This is a genomic window from Roseicyclus amphidinii (genome assembly GCF_030163755.1).
Taxonomy (GTDB): domain Bacteria; phylum Pseudomonadota; class Alphaproteobacteria; order Rhodobacterales; family Rhodobacteraceae; genus Roseicyclus; species Roseicyclus amphidinii.
In genome coordinates, this window is record NZ_JASJOE010000026.1 from 34719 (window position 1) to 48399 (window position 13681).

Below are 13681 nucleotides of genomic sequence, written 5' to 3' on the forward strand. Positions count from 1 at the left end.
CGTCTGGCTGTCTCGGGCCGGGGTATGCCAGAGGGCGGCGCAGGGGGGAAGGGGCGGGTTGCGCCGCGTCACACCCCGTGCACAGGGCGTGCACACCGCGTGCATACGCGATTGGCGCACGGTTTGGGGTGGGGAGTGGGTTTTGTGTGCGGTGGGGTTGGGGGTGTGGGGCCGGTGTAGGCCGGGCTTCAGCCCGGTATTGGGTGCCGGGCTGAAGCCCGACCTACGGCGGTGGAGTGACGTCAGTCGCGGTAATTGTCGGGGGCGATGGTGACAGGCGGGTCGAGGGTGGCGGCCCAGGCGCGCCAGTCTCGATTGAACGCGGCGAAACTAAAGTCCTCTACAGTCAACTGCATCCAATGTTCAGGTGCACCCTCGGGCAGGCTTTCGAGAAAGGCGATCATTCTAGGCCAATGCGAGCGCAGTTGAGATATTGTTATATTGTCAACAAGTGCGATTGCAGCTCCCTGAAGGTTAGCAGCGTTCGTAATGGTGTTCTCCGACATCTCAACTTGGCCAAGATCTACTCCTTGCATCTGTGCGCCGATTAGATGCGCCCCCTGCATCTTGGATCCGTAAAGGTTTGCGCGTTCCAACTCGGCTCCGATCAGACTCGCACCGTGCAACACTGCCCTCCTTAGGTCTGCTTGTTGCAACTTGGAATTGAAAAAAACTGTCTCTTGCATCTGGGCGTCAACTAGAACTGTCCCTTGTAACTCTGCTCTTTGGAAGTCTGCCCCCTCCATTTCTGCCCGCGCTAGATAGGCTCCCATTAGGCGTGAATCGCAAAAATCGGCCCGCTGAATTTGTGTTTCCTCTAGAAACGCACCGCAGAGGTCGGCCCGTTTCATGCGTGAACCCCGGTAGTTCGATCCATCGAGGTCAAAGCCCTGCAGGTTACAGTCTCGAAGGTCAATATTGGTTGGGTCGAATACCGCTCTCACAGTTTCATCCCTAGGATTAATCCTACCTAAGCTTTGTGCGGCACGTTCCATATCAGGTCGGGCGACGGGGCGCAGCGTTGAAGCCCATTCACGGATTTGCTTGGCGCTATCAAACTTGGGGGCGGGTTTCGGCGGATGCTCCCGGCTCAACTCCTGAACATAGATCGACAGCATCCGGGCGATACGTTGGGCTGGTGCGTAGTCCCCGCGCTCCAACGCCTCCAGCGCCAACCCTTCCAGCCGGTCGATTGCAGCCGCACGAGTGACGAGGTCGTCTTGCCATTCGGTGAGGACTGTTTCCTTGCCGCCCTCGTCCTTCACCACCCGCGTCACCTGCCGCCGCGCCGCGAGGTCCGTCGCGGCGGCGTTGATCTTGTCGTTGAAATGGGCTTCGGCCTGCAGGTCGGTTTGGCGCTTCGTTTCATCGAGCGTCCTCTGCGCCACCACCGTGCGCCAGATCAGGAAGGGTGCGCCGAGAAGTGCCACGAGTAGTGCGCCGAGGCCGAGGGAGGCGGTGTCGGGTTCGGAGGTGAGGACGTTTAAGACGAGGGAACCGGCGGCGGCGAGCGACAGGAAGAAGAGAGCGGCGAAGGTGAGGGCGATGAGTGTGAGGATCGCGCCGAGGACACCGCCGAGCGTGCGCGCCTTGGTGAAGTCGAGGGGCGCGGTGAAGCCGAGCCAGTCGCGCAGGGTTGGCGGTCGGTTGTCTTTCGTCACGGTCGCACCCTTTACCCGGTCCCTCTTTACACCCTCCATCAAAGCAGGTTCCGGCCCTTGGGCAAAGGGGCGAGGGTGGGCCGGATGGCCCACCCTTCGGGGGGTGGCAGGTGTAGGCCGGGCTTCAGCCCGGCAGCCGGAGCCGGGCTGAAGCCCGGCCTACGGCATGTGACAGCGGGCGGGGCTTGCCGCCGCCTTTGCCTGCGCCCATGTGACCGGGATGCGCGACGGGGGGCGCGCCTTGCCTTCCCCGGACCCCGGAATTAGGGTGCGCCGACTTTTGACCGGGGGCAGACCGCCCCTTGCCCGTGATGCCGCAACAAGGACCGCTCAGACCATGGAAGCCTTTGCCCAGTTCATCCCGCTGATCCTGATCTTCGTGATCATGTATTTCCTGCTGATCCGTCCGCAGCAGAAGAAGGTGAAGGAACACCAGGCCATGATCGGCGCGCTGCGCCGGGGCGACGAGATCGTCACCGCGGGTGGCCTCATCGGCAAGATCACCAAGGTGAAGGACGACACCGAGGTCGAGGTGGAGCTGGCGACCGGCATGAAGGTGCGCGTGCTGCGCCCGACCATCGCGCAGGTCCGCTCCAAGACCGAGCCCGCCGCCGCCAACGACTGAGCCTTCGTGCCCGACTGACCCTCCCGTCCGAAAGGGCCCCCGATGCTTCAGATCCCCCTGTGGAACCGGTTGATGATCATCCTCGTGCTGCTGGCGGGGTTGAGCTTCGCCATGCCCAACCTGTTCTACGACCGGGTGGAGCGGCACAACGACGCCGTGGCGGAGATCGAGGGCACCGGCGCGACCAATGACGCGCTGGAGGCGGAGCGGGGGCTGTGGCCCGAGTTCCTGCCGTCGACGCTGGTGAACCTGGGCCTCGACCTGCGGGGGGGTGCGCATCTGCTGGCCGAGGTGCAGGTCGCCGATGTCTACGAGGCGCGGATGGACGCGCTCTGGCCCGAGGTGCGGGACGCGCTGCGCGAGGTGCGCGACGAGGTCGGCACGATCCGGCGGCAGGATGCGCCCGCGGGCGAGTTGCAGGTGCGCATCAGCCGCCCCGAGGGGATCGCCGCCGCCGTGGCCGCCGTGCGGGAGCTGGCGACGCCGGTGGTGAGCCTGACCGGGGTGGGCTCGCCCACGCTGGACGTGCGGGGGGAGAACGACCTGATCATCGTGACCCTTTCGGAGGCCGAGCGCGAGGCGACCGACACCCGCACGATGCAGCAATCGGTCGAGATCGTGCGCCGCCGCGTCGACGAGGCGGGCACGCGGGAACCCACCATCCAGCGCCAGGGGCGCGACCGCATCCTGATCCAGGTGCCCGGCATCGGCTCGGCGCAGGAGTTGAAGGACCTGATCGGGACGACGGCGCGGCTGACCTTTCACCCGGTCGTGCGGCGCGCGGTCGATGCGGATGCGACGGTCGAGAGCCGGCAGATCCTGTTGCCCTCGATGGACGAGGAGGGCGTGTTCTACGTGCTGGAACAGACGCCGGTGGTGACGGGGGATGACCTTGTCGACAGCCAGCCGGCCTTCGACCAGCAGACCGGGCAGCCGAGCGTCACCTTCCGGTTCAACCCGGCGGGGGCGCGGGCCTTTGGCAATTACACGGCCGCCAACGTGGGCGCGCCTTTCGCCATCGTGCTGGACGAGGAGGTGATCAGCGCGCCGGTGATCCGGCAGGCGATCACGGGCGGCTCGGGGCAGATCACGGGCAACTTCAACGTCGAGACCTCGACGGAGCTGGCCGTGCTGTTGCGCGCGGGCGCGCTTCCGGCCGAGATGGTGTTCCTCGAGGAGCGGACCATCGGGCCGGAGCTGGGCGCGGACAGCATCGCGGCGGGCGAGATCGCGGCGCTGGTGGCCTTTGCCGCGGTGCTGGTCTTCATGGTGCTGAGCTACGGGTTGTTCGGGGTGTTCGCCTCGCTGGCGCTGATCCTGAACGTGGGGCTGATCTTTGGCGTCTTGAGCCTGATCGGGGCCACGCTGACCCTGCCGGGGATCGCGGGGATCGTCCTGACCATCGGCATGGCGGTGGACGCCAACGTGCTGGTCTTCGAGCGCATCCGCGAGGAGCTGAAGACCGCCAAGGGACCGGCCCGCGCGATCGAGCTGGGCTATAGCCGCGCCCTGAGCGCCATCGTGGACGCGAACCTGACGACCTTCATCATCGCGGTGATCCTGTTCGTGCTGGGCTCGGGCCCGGTGCGCGGCTTCTCGGTCACGCTGGGGATCGGGATCGTCACCTCGGTCTTCACCGCGATCTACGTGACGCGCCTGTTCATCGTGACCTGGTTCGACCGGCGTCGCCCGAAATCCATCGAGGTCTGATCCGATGCGCCTGCGCCTTGTTCCGCAAGACACCAACATCGATTTCTTCAAACATGCCCGTCTGACCTTCGGGGCCTCGGTGGTGGCGATGGTGCTGTCGCTGGGCATCTGGTTCGCCATGGGGCTGAATTTCGGCATCGACTTCCTGGGCGGCACCACGATCCGCACCGAAAGCTCGCAGCCCGTGGACGTGGGCGACTACCGCGCCGCGCTGGAGGCGCTGAACCTGGGTGACGTGTCGATCACCGAGGTCTTCGATCCGACCTTCGGCCCCGAGCAGAACGTGGCGATGATCCGCATCCAGGCGCAGGAGGGGGAGGAGAGCGTCAGCCCCGAGACCGTCGCCGCGGTGCAGGAGGCGCTGCGCGGGGTCTATCCGGCGATGACCTTCCCGAGCGTGGAATCGGTCGGGCCCAAGGTCTCGGGCGAGCTGATCCAGACCGCGATGATCGCGGTTCTGGCCTCGCTCGGCGCGATCCTGGTCTATATCTGGCTGCGCTTCGAATGGCAGTTCTCGGTGGGCGCGGTGGCGGCGCTGGTGCATGACATCGTGCTGACCATCGGTCTGTTCAGCCTGTTGCAGATCCGCTTCGACCTGGCGACCATCGCGGCGCTGCTGACCATCGTGGGCTATTCGATCAACGACACGGTGGTGATCTTCGACCGGCTGCGCGAGAACCTGATCAAGTTCAAGAGCCGCGACCTGCGCGAGGTGATGAACCTGTCGGCGAACGAGACGCTGTCGCGCACGCTGATGACCTCCGGCACCACGCTGCTGGCGCTGCTGGCGCTGCTGGTGCTGGGGGGCGACGTGATCCGCGGCTTCGTCTTCGCCATCTTCTGGGGCGTGATCGTGGGGACCTATTCCTCGATCTTCGTGGCCAAGAACATCGTTCTGATGATCGGCGTGAAGCGGGACTGGTCCAAGCCCGACGCGAAGTCCGGGACGCAGTTCTCCAACATCGATGCCTGACGGGCTGCTGGCGGCGCTTGCGCTGCCGGGGCTTTTCTGGCTGCTCGGGGCGGTCTTCGTCGCGGGCACGGTCTACGGGTTCGCGGGGTTCGGGGCGGCGCTGGTGTTCCTGCCCGTCGCGGTGGCCGTCGTGCCGCCGGAGATCGCGATCGGGGCGTTCTCGCTCTCGGCGCTGGTGTCGCTGGCAACGGTGGTGCCGCGGGCGTGGCCCGTGGTCGAGAAACCGGCGCTGGGCCAGCTGTTGCTGGCGGCGATGCTGGGTTTTCCCGCGGGGATCTGGGCGCTTCGGACATGGGAGGAGGCGGCGATCCGCTGGACCGTGTCGGGCGTGGTGCTGGTGACGCTGGCGGCACTCCTGGCGGGCTGGCGGATGCGCAGCGCACCGCGGGCGGGGGCGCGGCTGGGCGTGGGGCTGGCCACGGGCCTGGTGGGCGGCGCGACCGGGCTGACCGGGCCGGTGGTGATCCTGTTCAACCTTGGCGCGGGGGCGGCGGCGGCGGTGACGCGGGCCAACACGCTGGTCTTCCTGACGCTGTCGTCGCTTTTGCTGCTGCCGCAGCTGTGGCTGCAGGGCCTGTTGCCGCCCGCGGCGCTGTGGCTGGGCCTTTTGCTGGTCCTGCCCTATGCTGTGGGCAACCGGGTCGGGCAGGCGCTGTTCGACCCCGCGGCCGAGGCGGTCTATGCCCGCACGGCCCATGCGATCATCGCGGCCTCGGCGCTGGCGGGGCTGCCGGTCTGGAGCTGAAGGACGGAGGCGCTTTCCCATGCGCATGAACGAGGTGACATTCGACGACAGCCGCCCGGTGGACGGCTACGGGCCGGGGTTCTTCCGGGTCGGCGGGCAGGTGATGGAGGGGGCGGTCGCGGTGCTGCCCTCGGGGGTGTTTTCCTGGGGCGGTTACGAGGATGCCGCGCGGCTGACGGCGGCGGCGGGGGAGATCGACGTTCTGCTGGTGGGGACGGGGGCCGAGATCGCGCATGTTCCCCGCGGCCTGCGGGCCGCGTTGGAAGCCGCGGGCCTCGGCGTCGAAGTGGCGGCGAGCCCGGCGGCCTGCCGCACCTATAACGTGCTCCTGTCCGAGGGGCGGCGCGTGGGGCTCGCGGTGCTGCCGGTCTAGCACGGGCGATCCGCGCCGGAGGGCGCGCGCCCGCTTGACGGGATCGGTCCGGGTGCGTTGGTCGTTTTACGGGCGCGCGCGTGGGGGCGTGTGGTGCCCGGTCTTGCCTGCGTCGCGCCGGTGGAGAGTGCGGGAGCCTCCGGCGGGGATATTTGGAAAACGGAGAAGGTGGGGGGCGGGCGCGCGTTAACCTTAACGGGAGGTTGCGGGGGCAGGTCGGGCGGGGGCCATCCTGCGCGGCGGTGATGCTGCTTGTCGGGCGCTGGGCGGCGATCTTTTCGTAAAACGGAGAAGGTGGGCGCGTTCGGGGCGTGTGGCGCCCGGTCTTGCCTGCGTCGCGCCGGTGTAGAGTGCGGGAGCCTCCCCTTTCGGCGGCAAAGCCGCCTGTCGGGCGATGGGCGGGGATATTTGGAAAACGGAGAAGGTGGGGGCGGGCGCGCGTTAACCTTAACGGGAGGTTGCGGGGGCAGGTGGGACCTGGGGCGCGTGGCGGATCGCGTTGGGTGGGGCGGCGGGCGCGCGGTGACCTTGATGAGGGGGTGCGGGGGCCGGGTGCGCCTTGGGTCCGGGCGGTCGGGGTGCGGGCGCGCCGAACCGGTGCGGTCATGGAAGGCGCCTCGGCCTTGATGCCGGGGGAGCGTGGTGCGCGGAGGTGAAAGGCGGACAGGGAAAGCGGGGGTGAAAAGTGGACGTGGAAAGCGGGGGTGGGTGCCGGGTCTGCACGCCGCGATCCAGCGACATCGGTGCCTTTGCGAGGGTCGCGTGACTGCGACGGCGCGCGATGCGCCCTATCGGGGCAACTGGCCGGTGGGGAGGGCCAGGCCGCCGAGGATCATCACGCGCAACTCGCGTTCGAGCTTGCGGCGCATGGCCTCGGCGAACTCGGCGTGACTGGCGGCGACCTCGACGAAGGCGCCGGGGCCGCGGATGACCTCTTCGAGGAAATAGGCCTCGATTCCGCGCGAGGCGCCGCCGATGGCGAGCCCGTTCACCGTGATGCCCTCGAAGGGGAAGTGTTCATAGGCCGCGCCGGGCGGGAAGCCGTCGTTGTTCTGCCCGTCGCCCGAGACGTCGAGCGTCTGGAACAGGCAGGGGGGGGCCGAGGCGAAGCGGTCGGCGGCGAAGCCGAGCGCGTAGCCGAGCGCGGTCGGGAAATCCTCGTGCTGGCGGGTCCGGCGCGCGACGCGTTCGGCGATGGTGGTCAGGGTCTCTTCCGAGGTGACGAGGGTCCAGTCGACGAGCATGTCCTGCTGGAAGCGGCCCGACCATTCGAAGATCGACAGCGCCACCGGGCCAGGGCCGTCGAGGAAGCCGCTCACCACCTCGGGGGCGATCAGCGCGGCGGCGATGCCGTCGAGCTGCTGGCGGTATTCCGCGGCGTCGACGGAGGCCGAGACATCGACCGCCAGCATCAGCGCGAGGCGGCACTGGTCCTGCGCGGCGGCGGGTGTCGCCGCGCAGGCAAGCGCCAGGGCGAGGGCGGCGGCCCTCACCAATGCCCGGTGTTCTCCATCGAGGCCCAGGGTTCGGCGGGGGCCAGCGCCTCGCCCTTCTGGAGCAGTTCGACGGAGATGTTGTCGGGCGAGCGGACGAAGGCCATGCGCCCGTCGCGGGGCGGGCGGTTGATGGTGACGCCGTTCTCCTGCAGGTGGGCGCAGGTTTCGTAGATGTTGTCGACCTCGTAGGCGAGATGGCCGAAATGGCGGCTGTCCGACGGCAGCCCCTCGTCGCCGTCCCAGTTGTAGGTCAGTTCCACCGGGCAGTCGGGTTGTCCGGGCGGGGCCATGAAGATCAGGGTGAAGCGGCCCTGTTCGCTTTCGTGGCGGCGCGTCTCGTGCAGGCCGAGAAGCTGGTAGAAGGCCATGGAGGCCGCGAGGTCCTTCACCCTCACCATGGTGTGCAGGTAGCGGATGCTCATCTTCGGTCTCCCTTCCGTCGTGATGCTCTCGCCAGAGTAACGCGGCGCGGCGGGCGGCGCAGCCCCGGCGCGCGTAAATTTCCTGTGGGTAACTGCGCGCGGTTCGACCCCCTTTATCTTGCGGCACGGGGGGCGCGTGATGCAAGATATGGGGGACGCGCCCTGTAGATGATGTTGAAAAGGAGAGGCCCATGCCGCTCAGCCCCGAGGCCCAGGCCGAGATCGAAGACGCCCGCGCGACGCCGCGCCAGACGCTGCGCGCCGTATCCGAGGGGATGGAGGCGCATCTGTATACCGCCCATCCCGTGCTGGATCACGGCTTTGTCCGGGTGATCGACTACATGGGCGACGACGCCGCCATCGTGCAGGCGGCGCGGGTGTCCTACGGGGCGGGGACCAAGAAGGCGCGCGATGACGCCGGGCTGATCCGGTATCTCATGCGGCACTGGCATTCGACGCCCTTCGAGATGTGCGAGGTCAAGTTCCACGTCAAGCTGCCCGTCTTCGTCGCGCGGCAGTGGATCCGGCACCGGACGGCCAACGTGAACGAGTATTCGGCGCGCTACTCGATCCTGGATCGGGAGTTCTACATCCCCGAGCCGGGGGCCTTGGCGGCGCAGTCGACCGTCAACAACCAGGGCCGCGGCGCGGTGCTGGAGGGGGCGGAGGCGGCGCGGGTGCTGGAGATCCTGAAATCGGACGCGATGCGCGCCTATGACCATTACGAGGAGATGCTGAGCCAAGACGGCCAGCAGGGGCTGGCGCGGGAGCTGGCGCGGATGAACCTGCCCGCGAATGTCTACACGCAATGGTACTGGAAGACGGATCTGCACAACCTGTTCCACTTCCTGCGGCTGCGGGCGGATGCCCATGCGCAATACGAGATCCGGGTCTATGCGGAGCTGATGTGCCGGCTGGTCGCGGACTGGGTGCCGGCGGCCTATGCGGCCTTCGAGGATTACCGGATGGGGGGGGTGTCGTTGTCCGGGAAGGGGGTCGAGGTGCTGAAGCGCCGGCTCGCGGGGGAGGCGGTGACGCAGGAGACCTCGGGGATGAGCAAGGGCGAGTGGCGGGAGTTTGTGGAGGTGTTTGGGTGAGTGGTCTTGGAGTAGTTCATGCCGTCTGTTTCAAGAAAAAAGTTTAAGGAGAAGATGCTTCCCGACGTCAAAGCTATGTTGGAAGCGCATTCGCAACTCAATCCAACCGGGCAAGGTCGACGAAAGCTTGGCCATATCACTAAGGGTGGAGTAATGCTTTTGTGTGCCGCTTGGGAGTTATACCTCGAAGAGGTCTTGCTAGAATGTGCTGGTCATCTGATCCGGTGCGCCCACTCCCCAGATGATCTCCCAAAAGCATCACAAAAAAGAATTGCTGGGATTGTACGTGACGACATAAATGAGTTGGGTCCTTTGAAGCTTGGAGGGGAAGGCTGGAAGATAGTGTTTCTTGACGGACTTCGTCTTAAGTTGGAGCGCTTCAACACTCCGAAGTCAGGGGCGATTGATGAGTTGTTTCAGTCATGGATTGGCAAAAAAGATTTATCAGCCTGCTGGCAGCATGGGGCTGCCATTATCAACGAGTTCGTATCCACACGTGGAGAAATCGCGCATCGTGGCGCTGATGCCACCTACGTTACACGCGTGAAACTCGATCAGTTTCGCATCAGAATATCCGATACCGTAAAAGAGACAGATGATTGTCTAGCCGAATATCTCAAACATGAAACGTGTGTTGCAAAGTTCCCTTGGCGAAGAACACACCTACACGCCTGATCGTTATTAGGGCTGAAACCCAACCTCTGCCCAAAGCAAACGGCGAGCTTCTTCCCATAGCTCCCGTTCGTCGGTGCTAATGTAATCCAAGGCACGGTAAAGTCGTGTTACGGCGGCGCCGCGTTCGCCGGTTTCCAGAAGACACTTCGCTTCCTCGACCCATGCTCGATTCCGTTGTTCCAAAAGAGTATTGAACACACGTTCGGCCGAGATTAGCTCGTCTAGAAGTGTGCGGTTGCGCGCAACACTCTCCTGATCCTCTCGTCGTGCGTCGTAGTAGGGTTCATTTCCTCGGCGAATGAGATTGGAGGCAATATTGGCGGCTTCATAGAACTCGATAATCGCAGGAATAGCAGCGTCGCAATCACCTGCATTGATGAGTTGTTGATAGGCGTCTTCCAAAGCTTCTACATCTGAAAGAGTGCGGGCTTCCTCACCTTCGGCAATGATTTCGTAGCGTGTCAGATCAGTCAAATCAATATCCTGTGCTGAGACTGGTGACGTCGCGATTGCAAGCGCAGTTATTACAATTCCAAAAAACCTCATGTTACTTCTCCGCCACAGGATTACTGTTAACTGAATATTTTTACCGTCTCCAACGTCGATGATGCCCGGTTGCGCTAAATAAAGCAACTATAGGCTAGCGTTCCACCCCACCATGGTGGGCTGAATGCCCACCCTACGGATACCCTACCCCACCCGCATCCCCGCCAACTCCGCCTCGTCCAGCGCCGCCCGCGCCACCGCCAGCTCGTAGCCCGTCTGCAGGTTCATCCAGAATTCCGGCGTGGTGCCGAAGGCCGCCGCCAGCCTTGGCGCGGTGTCGCCCGTCACCTCGCCTTTGCCCGCGGCGATCATCGACACCCGGTTGCCCGGCACGCCGATCCGCGCGGCTCACGGGCGGGGGAGGTGCCAGGCGGCGCGGTCGTGGTCGTAGCTCAGGAGGCGGCGGGCGGTGCGGCCGGGGCGGGTGCGCTTGACGTATTGGCGCAGGAGCAGCGCCGCGGCGCGTTCCCACGCGGCGGGGCGGCGGCGCAGGCTGCGCAGCTCGCGGCGGTAGGCCCCCGGCTCCTGCCGCGACAGCTGGCCGGGCTCGATGGTGAAGGAGGCGAGCTGGGCGTTCACCACGTGCAGCGGGTGCCGCGCGCAGAAGCTTTTCCACAGCAGGTAATCGCCCGCCAGCTTGCAGCCGCGCAGGCGGTCGAGATCGACCAGCCCGTTCAGCGCGCTGCGCCAGAAGGTGCTTTCCTGCTGGATCACGGCCAGCCGCGTGCCATGCATGCCGCAGTCGATGAAGCGGCGGTGATAGGGGTGCGGCAGGAGCGAGTCGACGATCTGTCCCCGCGCGTTGCGGGTGACGCTGCGCCCGGTCAGCCAGTGGACCGCGGGGAAGGTGGCGAACACCTCGGAGACGATGGCGAAGGCCTGCGGCTCGAAGGTCTCGCCGGCGGGCAGGTAGCAGGTGATGTCGCCCCCCGCCGCGGCCAGCCCCTTGGCCAGCGCGTCATACATGCCGCCATCGGGTTCGGAGGTGACCCGGATGCGCGGATCGGCGAAGGCCTGCACCTCGGCCAGCGTGGCGTCGGTGGAGGCGCCGTCGACGACATGGATCGTGACGCTGTCCTGCCCCGACAGGACCGAGGCCTGCTCCAGCGCGCTGTCGATGGTGCGCGCGATCTTTCCCGCCCCGTTGTAGACGGGGATGATCATGGAGATCTGCATGGTCGGTCCTTGTCCCCCCGGCGGCGTTGGTGAAGCCGGGCGGGGGATGCCCCGCCACGGGGGTAGAATGCCCGCCCGGTGGCGGCGCGGCAAGGTGGCGGGGGTGTTTTCGGTCGCCGCGCGCCCCCTTTCCGGTTTGCGCCACGGGGGGCTGTGCAAGCGGCGCGCGTCCGCTAGGTTGTGGGGCCCGAAGGCCCCCAAGGATGCTGCCCCATGTCGCTGCTCGTGCTGTTCCTCGCCACCTCGGTGATCTTCCTCGTCGCCGATGCGGTCATGTTGCGGTCGGTGATCCAGCCGGTCTTTGCCCGTCACCTGGGCGAGACGCTCTACGAGGGCGGGTTCCGGCTGCTGCCGGCGGTGCTGTTCTACCTGACCTACATGGGCGGCGTGCTGTGGTTCGCCTCGTGGCCCGCGCTGCGCGATGGCGCGCCGGGGCAGGCGGCGCTGAACGGGGCGATCCTCGGGCTGGTGGCCTATGGCACCTACGAGTTCACCAGCTGGGCGGTGATGCGCGACTGGCACGTGCGGATGGTCGTGGTGGACCTGCCCTGGGGCGTCGCCGTCACGGCGCTGAGCGCCTGGGGCGGCGTGGTGGTGACGCGGGCGATCCTGGGGTGAGGGGGGCCGGGGCGCAGCCCTGCTCCGTGGGGCACCCGCGGCGCGGGCACCCCTTGGCGACATGCGGCGATGTCGGTGTGGCTCAGTCGGCCTTTTGCAGGTCGACGGCGGAGGCGCGCCCGTCGCGTCCTTCGCGCAACTCGTAACTCACCTTCATGTTGTCGGGCAGGCCGGTCATGCCTGCGCGCTCCACGGCGGAGATATGCACGAACACGTCCTTGCCGCCGTCATCGGGGGCAATGAAGCCATAGCCTTTAGTCGTATTGAACCATTTCACGGTGCCGGTGGGCATCGGTCTTTCCCTCTCACGTCGGTTACGTCCCGCGGGTGTCGCGGGGTCTTGCATGTGGCTCGGTCCCAGGGTGACCAATCTGCAGCCTTCTCGAGGGGGCGGTTCACGGGTTGAAACCTGGCGTCACGTGGAGAAGGATGGCGCGGATCGTTCGAAAAACAAGGGCGGAGTGCGCGCGGCCTCTTGGTGGGCCTGTTTTCGCGCGGCGGTTGTGGAGGTGCTGGGCGGATGGATGAAAAAGCGGGCGGTGTGACCGTCTACGGGCTGAAGGCCTGTGACACCTGCCGGGCGGCGGTGAAGGCGCTGGCGGCGGCGGGGCATGACGTGGCGCTGGTCGACGTGCGGGCCGAGCCGCTGTCGGAGGCGCAGCTGGCGCGGTTTCTGGGCGCGTTCGGCGACGCGCTGGTGAACCGGCGTTCGACCACATGGCGCGGCTTGTCCGAGGCGGAGCGGGCGCGCGCGCCCGAGGTGGTGCTGGCCGATCACCCGGCGCTGATGAAGCGCCCGGTGATCGCCGTGGGCGGTGCGCTTCACCTGGGCTGGGACGCCGGGGTGAAGGGGGCGCTGGGGCTCTGACGGCGGCTCAGGAGCGCGTCGAGCGAAAGCGGGCCTGCGCCCTTCAGGACCAGCAGGATCAGCGGGAAGACCCAGAAGCCGCGCTCGTCGATCAGCCCGTCGGCGTGGCGGTCGAACCATGCGCCGAGCGCCGCGCCGTGGCCCATGACGTCGACCCAGGTCTGCACGGCGACGAAGCCGATCATGCCGAGCGCGGCCAGCCGGGTGAAGAGACCTGCGAGCAGCAGGAGGGGCAGGGCGAACTCGGCCCATGTGCCGAGGAGGACCACCGCGCGGGCGACGGGCCCGAGGGCCGAGGGGTCGTAGCCCACGGCGTCGAAGACGCGGGGCAGGATCTGGATATAGGCGCCGGTGTCGAGCCGGACGAGCCCCGCGAGCCCCTCGCCCGTCTTGGTCAGGCCCGAATTCCAGTAGTAGCCGAAGAGCGAGGCCACGAAGAGCGCCCGCGCCAGCGTCGGCAGGAGGATGGGCGAGAGCGTCGCGTCGAGCGCGCCGAAGGCGCGGGCGTGGAGATGGGTGAGGGCCTGCATGGCGGCGGCTCCTTTGTCGGGTCAGGGGTCGAGCGTCAGCGCGCCCGCGGTGAGGAACAGGGTCAGGAGGGCCGCGGGATCGGCCTCGGGCGTCTCGGCCATGGCGCGGGTCAGCGCCTCGGCCAGCGTCAGGCGGCCCTTGAGCGCGCGCGCGAGCGGCAGGCCG

17 protein-coding genes are annotated in these 13681 nt (G+C 66.7%); 9 read left to right on the top strand and 8 right to left on the bottom strand.

The annotated features are described in order from the left end of the window. Positions 1-242: 242 nt before the first annotated feature. Entirely contained in the window at positions 243-1661 is a 1419-nt protein-coding gene (locus QQK83_RS10460; protein ID WP_284263998.1) for a pentapeptide repeat-containing protein, read from the bottom strand. 337 nt (positions 1662-1998) lie between these two features. On the opposite strand from QQK83_RS10460, the gene yajC reads away from it, so the two are divergent. The 5 genes from yajC to QQK83_RS10485 are packed head-to-tail and all read left to right on the top strand — an operon-like array spanning position 1999 to position 6087. Continuing rightward, positions 1999-2286 carry a preprotein translocase subunit YajC gene (gene yajC / locus QQK83_RS10465; RefSeq protein WP_284264000.1) on the top strand — a complete coding sequence of 96 codons (288 nt, stop codon included), beginning with the start codon at positions 1999-2001 and terminating at the stop codon, positions 2284-2286. 42 nt (positions 2287-2328) lie between these two features. Further along, positions 2329-3996 (top strand): protein translocase subunit SecD, encoded by a 1668-nt coding sequence (gene secD / locus QQK83_RS10470; protein ID WP_284264002.1) that lies wholly within the window; start codon positions 2329-2331, stop codon positions 3994-3996. Between the two features lie 4 nt (positions 3997-4000). Then, entirely contained in the window at positions 4001-4969 is a 969-nt protein-coding gene (gene secF, locus QQK83_RS10475; protein ID WP_284264004.1) for a protein translocase subunit SecF, read from the top strand. Beyond that, complete coding sequence (locus QQK83_RS10480; protein WP_284264006.1) at positions 4962-5714, top strand: sulfite exporter TauE/SafE family protein; 753 nt, start codon at positions 4962-4964, stop codon at positions 5712-5714. The genes secF and QQK83_RS10480 overlap by 8 nt, the downstream gene beginning before the upstream one ends. Before the next feature lie 19 nt (positions 5715-5733). After that, complete coding sequence (locus QQK83_RS10485) at positions 5734-6087, top strand: Mth938-like domain-containing protein (protein WP_284264008.1); 354 nt, start codon at positions 5734-5736, stop codon at positions 6085-6087. A 788-nt stretch (positions 6088-6875) separates the two neighbouring features. Here QQK83_RS10485 and QQK83_RS10490 read toward each other — a convergent pair. Both QQK83_RS10490 and QQK83_RS10495 read right to left on the bottom strand, forming a co-directional pair. Further along, positions 6876-7580 carry a DUF1194 domain-containing protein gene (locus QQK83_RS10490; RefSeq protein ID WP_349816227.1) on the bottom strand — a complete coding sequence of 235 codons (705 nt, stop codon included), beginning with the start codon at positions 7578-7580 and terminating at the stop codon, positions 6876-6878. Continuing rightward, entirely contained in the window at positions 7577-8005 is a 429-nt protein-coding gene (locus QQK83_RS10495) for a VOC family protein (RefSeq protein WP_284264012.1), read from the bottom strand. The genes QQK83_RS10490 and QQK83_RS10495 overlap by 4 nt, the downstream gene beginning before the upstream one ends. A gap of 191 nt (positions 8006-8196) precedes the next feature. On the opposite strand from QQK83_RS10495, the gene thyX reads away from it, so the two are divergent. Both thyX and QQK83_RS10505 read left to right on the top strand, forming a co-directional pair. Further along, positions 8197-9102 (top strand): FAD-dependent thymidylate synthase, encoded by a 906-nt coding sequence (gene thyX / locus QQK83_RS10500; RefSeq protein ID WP_284264013.1) that lies wholly within the window; start codon positions 8197-8199, stop codon positions 9100-9102. A 54-nt stretch (positions 9103-9156) separates the two neighbouring features. Next, positions 9157-9777 carry a HEPN domain-containing protein gene (locus QQK83_RS10505; protein WP_284264015.1) on the top strand — a complete coding sequence of 207 codons (621 nt, stop codon included), beginning with the start codon at positions 9157-9159 and terminating at the stop codon, positions 9775-9777. Positions 9778-9783: 6 nt separating this feature from the next. On the opposite strand, the gene QQK83_RS10510 is transcribed toward QQK83_RS10505, so the two are convergent. The 3 genes from QQK83_RS10510 to QQK83_RS10520 form a co-directional block, all read right to left on the bottom strand. Beyond that, on the bottom strand, positions 9784-10323 hold the full coding sequence (locus QQK83_RS10510) for a hypothetical protein (RefSeq protein WP_284264017.1): 540 nt from the start codon (positions 10321-10323) through the stop codon (positions 9784-9786). A gap of 144 nt (positions 10324-10467) precedes the next feature. Continuing rightward, positions 10468-10662 carry a HigA family addiction module antitoxin gene (locus QQK83_RS10515; protein ID WP_349816228.1) on the bottom strand — a complete coding sequence of 65 codons (195 nt, stop codon included), beginning with the start codon at positions 10660-10662 and terminating at the stop codon, positions 10468-10470. 9 nt (positions 10663-10671) lie between these two features. Beyond that, positions 10672-11499: a glycosyltransferase gene (locus QQK83_RS10520; RefSeq protein ID WP_284264021.1), complete on the bottom strand. Its 828-nt coding sequence runs from the start codon at positions 11497-11499 to the stop codon at positions 10672-10674. Positions 11500-11712: 213 nt separating this feature from the next. On the opposite strand from QQK83_RS10520, the gene QQK83_RS10525 reads away from it, so the two are divergent. Continuing rightward, complete coding sequence (locus QQK83_RS10525; protein WP_284264023.1) at positions 11713-12117, top strand: DUF2177 family protein; 405 nt, start codon at positions 11713-11715, stop codon at positions 12115-12117. Between the two features lie 82 nt (positions 12118-12199). Here QQK83_RS10525 and QQK83_RS10530 read toward each other — a convergent pair whose 3' ends face one another. After that, positions 12200-12409 (bottom strand): cold-shock protein, encoded by a 210-nt coding sequence (locus QQK83_RS10530; RefSeq protein WP_284264025.1) that lies wholly within the window; start codon positions 12407-12409, stop codon positions 12200-12202. Between the two features lie 228 nt (positions 12410-12637). Here QQK83_RS10530 and QQK83_RS10535 point away from each other — a divergent pair, with 228 nt between their 5' ends. Then, positions 12638-12985 carry an ArsC/Spx/MgsR family protein gene (locus QQK83_RS10535; protein ID WP_417750344.1) on the top strand — a complete coding sequence of 116 codons (348 nt, stop codon included), beginning with the start codon at positions 12638-12640 and terminating at the stop codon, positions 12983-12985. On the opposite strand, the gene QQK83_RS10540 is transcribed toward QQK83_RS10535, so the two are convergent. Next, positions 12940-13515 carry a DoxX family membrane protein gene (locus QQK83_RS10540; protein WP_284264027.1) on the bottom strand — a complete coding sequence of 192 codons (576 nt, stop codon included), beginning with the start codon at positions 13513-13515 and terminating at the stop codon, positions 12940-12942. The genes QQK83_RS10535 and QQK83_RS10540 overlap by 46 nt on opposite strands. Between the last annotated feature and the right edge of the window lie 166 nt (positions 13516-13681).

What these genes read in the sequence shown, in the direction of transcription:
- secD (WP_284264002.1), top strand. Translation starts at nt 2,329, where the DNA reads ATGCTTCAGATCCCCCTGTGGAACCGGTTGATGATCATCCTCGTGCTG.
- QQK83_RS10540 (WP_284264027.1), bottom strand. Translation starts at nt 13,515, where the DNA reads ATGCAGGCCCTCACCCATCTCCACGCCCGCGCCTTCGGCGCGCTCGAC.
- QQK83_RS10510 (WP_284264017.1), bottom strand. Translation starts at nt 10,323, where the DNA reads ATGAGGTTTTTTGGAATTGTAATAACTGCGCTTGCAATCGCGACGTCA.
- thyX (WP_284264013.1), top strand. Translation starts at nt 8,197, where the DNA reads ATGCCGCTCAGCCCCGAGGCCCAGGCCGAGATCGAAGACGCCCGCGCG.
- QQK83_RS10485 (WP_284264008.1), top strand. Translation starts at nt 5,734, where the DNA reads ATGCGCATGAACGAGGTGACATTCGACGACAGCCGCCCGGTGGACGGC.
- QQK83_RS10480 (WP_284264006.1), top strand. Translation starts at nt 4,962, where the DNA reads ATGCCTGACGGGCTGCTGGCGGCGCTTGCGCTGCCGGGGCTTTTCTGG.
- QQK83_RS10505 (WP_284264015.1), top strand. Translation starts at nt 9,157, where the DNA reads ATGCTTCCCGACGTCAAAGCTATGTTGGAAGCGCATTCGCAACTCAAT.
- yajC (WP_284264000.1), top strand. Translation starts at nt 1,999, where the DNA reads ATGGAAGCCTTTGCCCAGTTCATCCCGCTGATCCTGATCTTCGTGATC.
- QQK83_RS10495 (WP_284264012.1), bottom strand. Translation starts at nt 8,005, where the DNA reads ATGAGCATCCGCTACCTGCACACCATGGTGAGGGTGAAGGACCTCGCG.
- QQK83_RS10530 (WP_284264025.1), bottom strand. Translation starts at nt 12,409, where the DNA reads ATGCCCACCGGCACCGTGAAATGGTTCAATACGACTAAAGGCTATGGC.
- QQK83_RS10525 (WP_284264023.1), top strand. Translation starts at nt 11,713, where the DNA reads ATGTCGCTGCTCGTGCTGTTCCTCGCCACCTCGGTGATCTTCCTCGTC.
- QQK83_RS10535 (WP_417750344.1), top strand. Translation starts at nt 12,638, where the DNA reads ATGGATGAAAAAGCGGGCGGTGTGACCGTCTACGGGCTGAAGGCCTGT.
- QQK83_RS10520 (WP_284264021.1), bottom strand. Translation starts at nt 11,499, where the DNA reads ATGCAGATCTCCATGATCATCCCCGTCTACAACGGGGCGGGAAAGATC.
- secF (WP_284264004.1), top strand. Translation starts at nt 4,001, where the DNA reads ATGCGCCTGCGCCTTGTTCCGCAAGACACCAACATCGATTTCTTCAAA.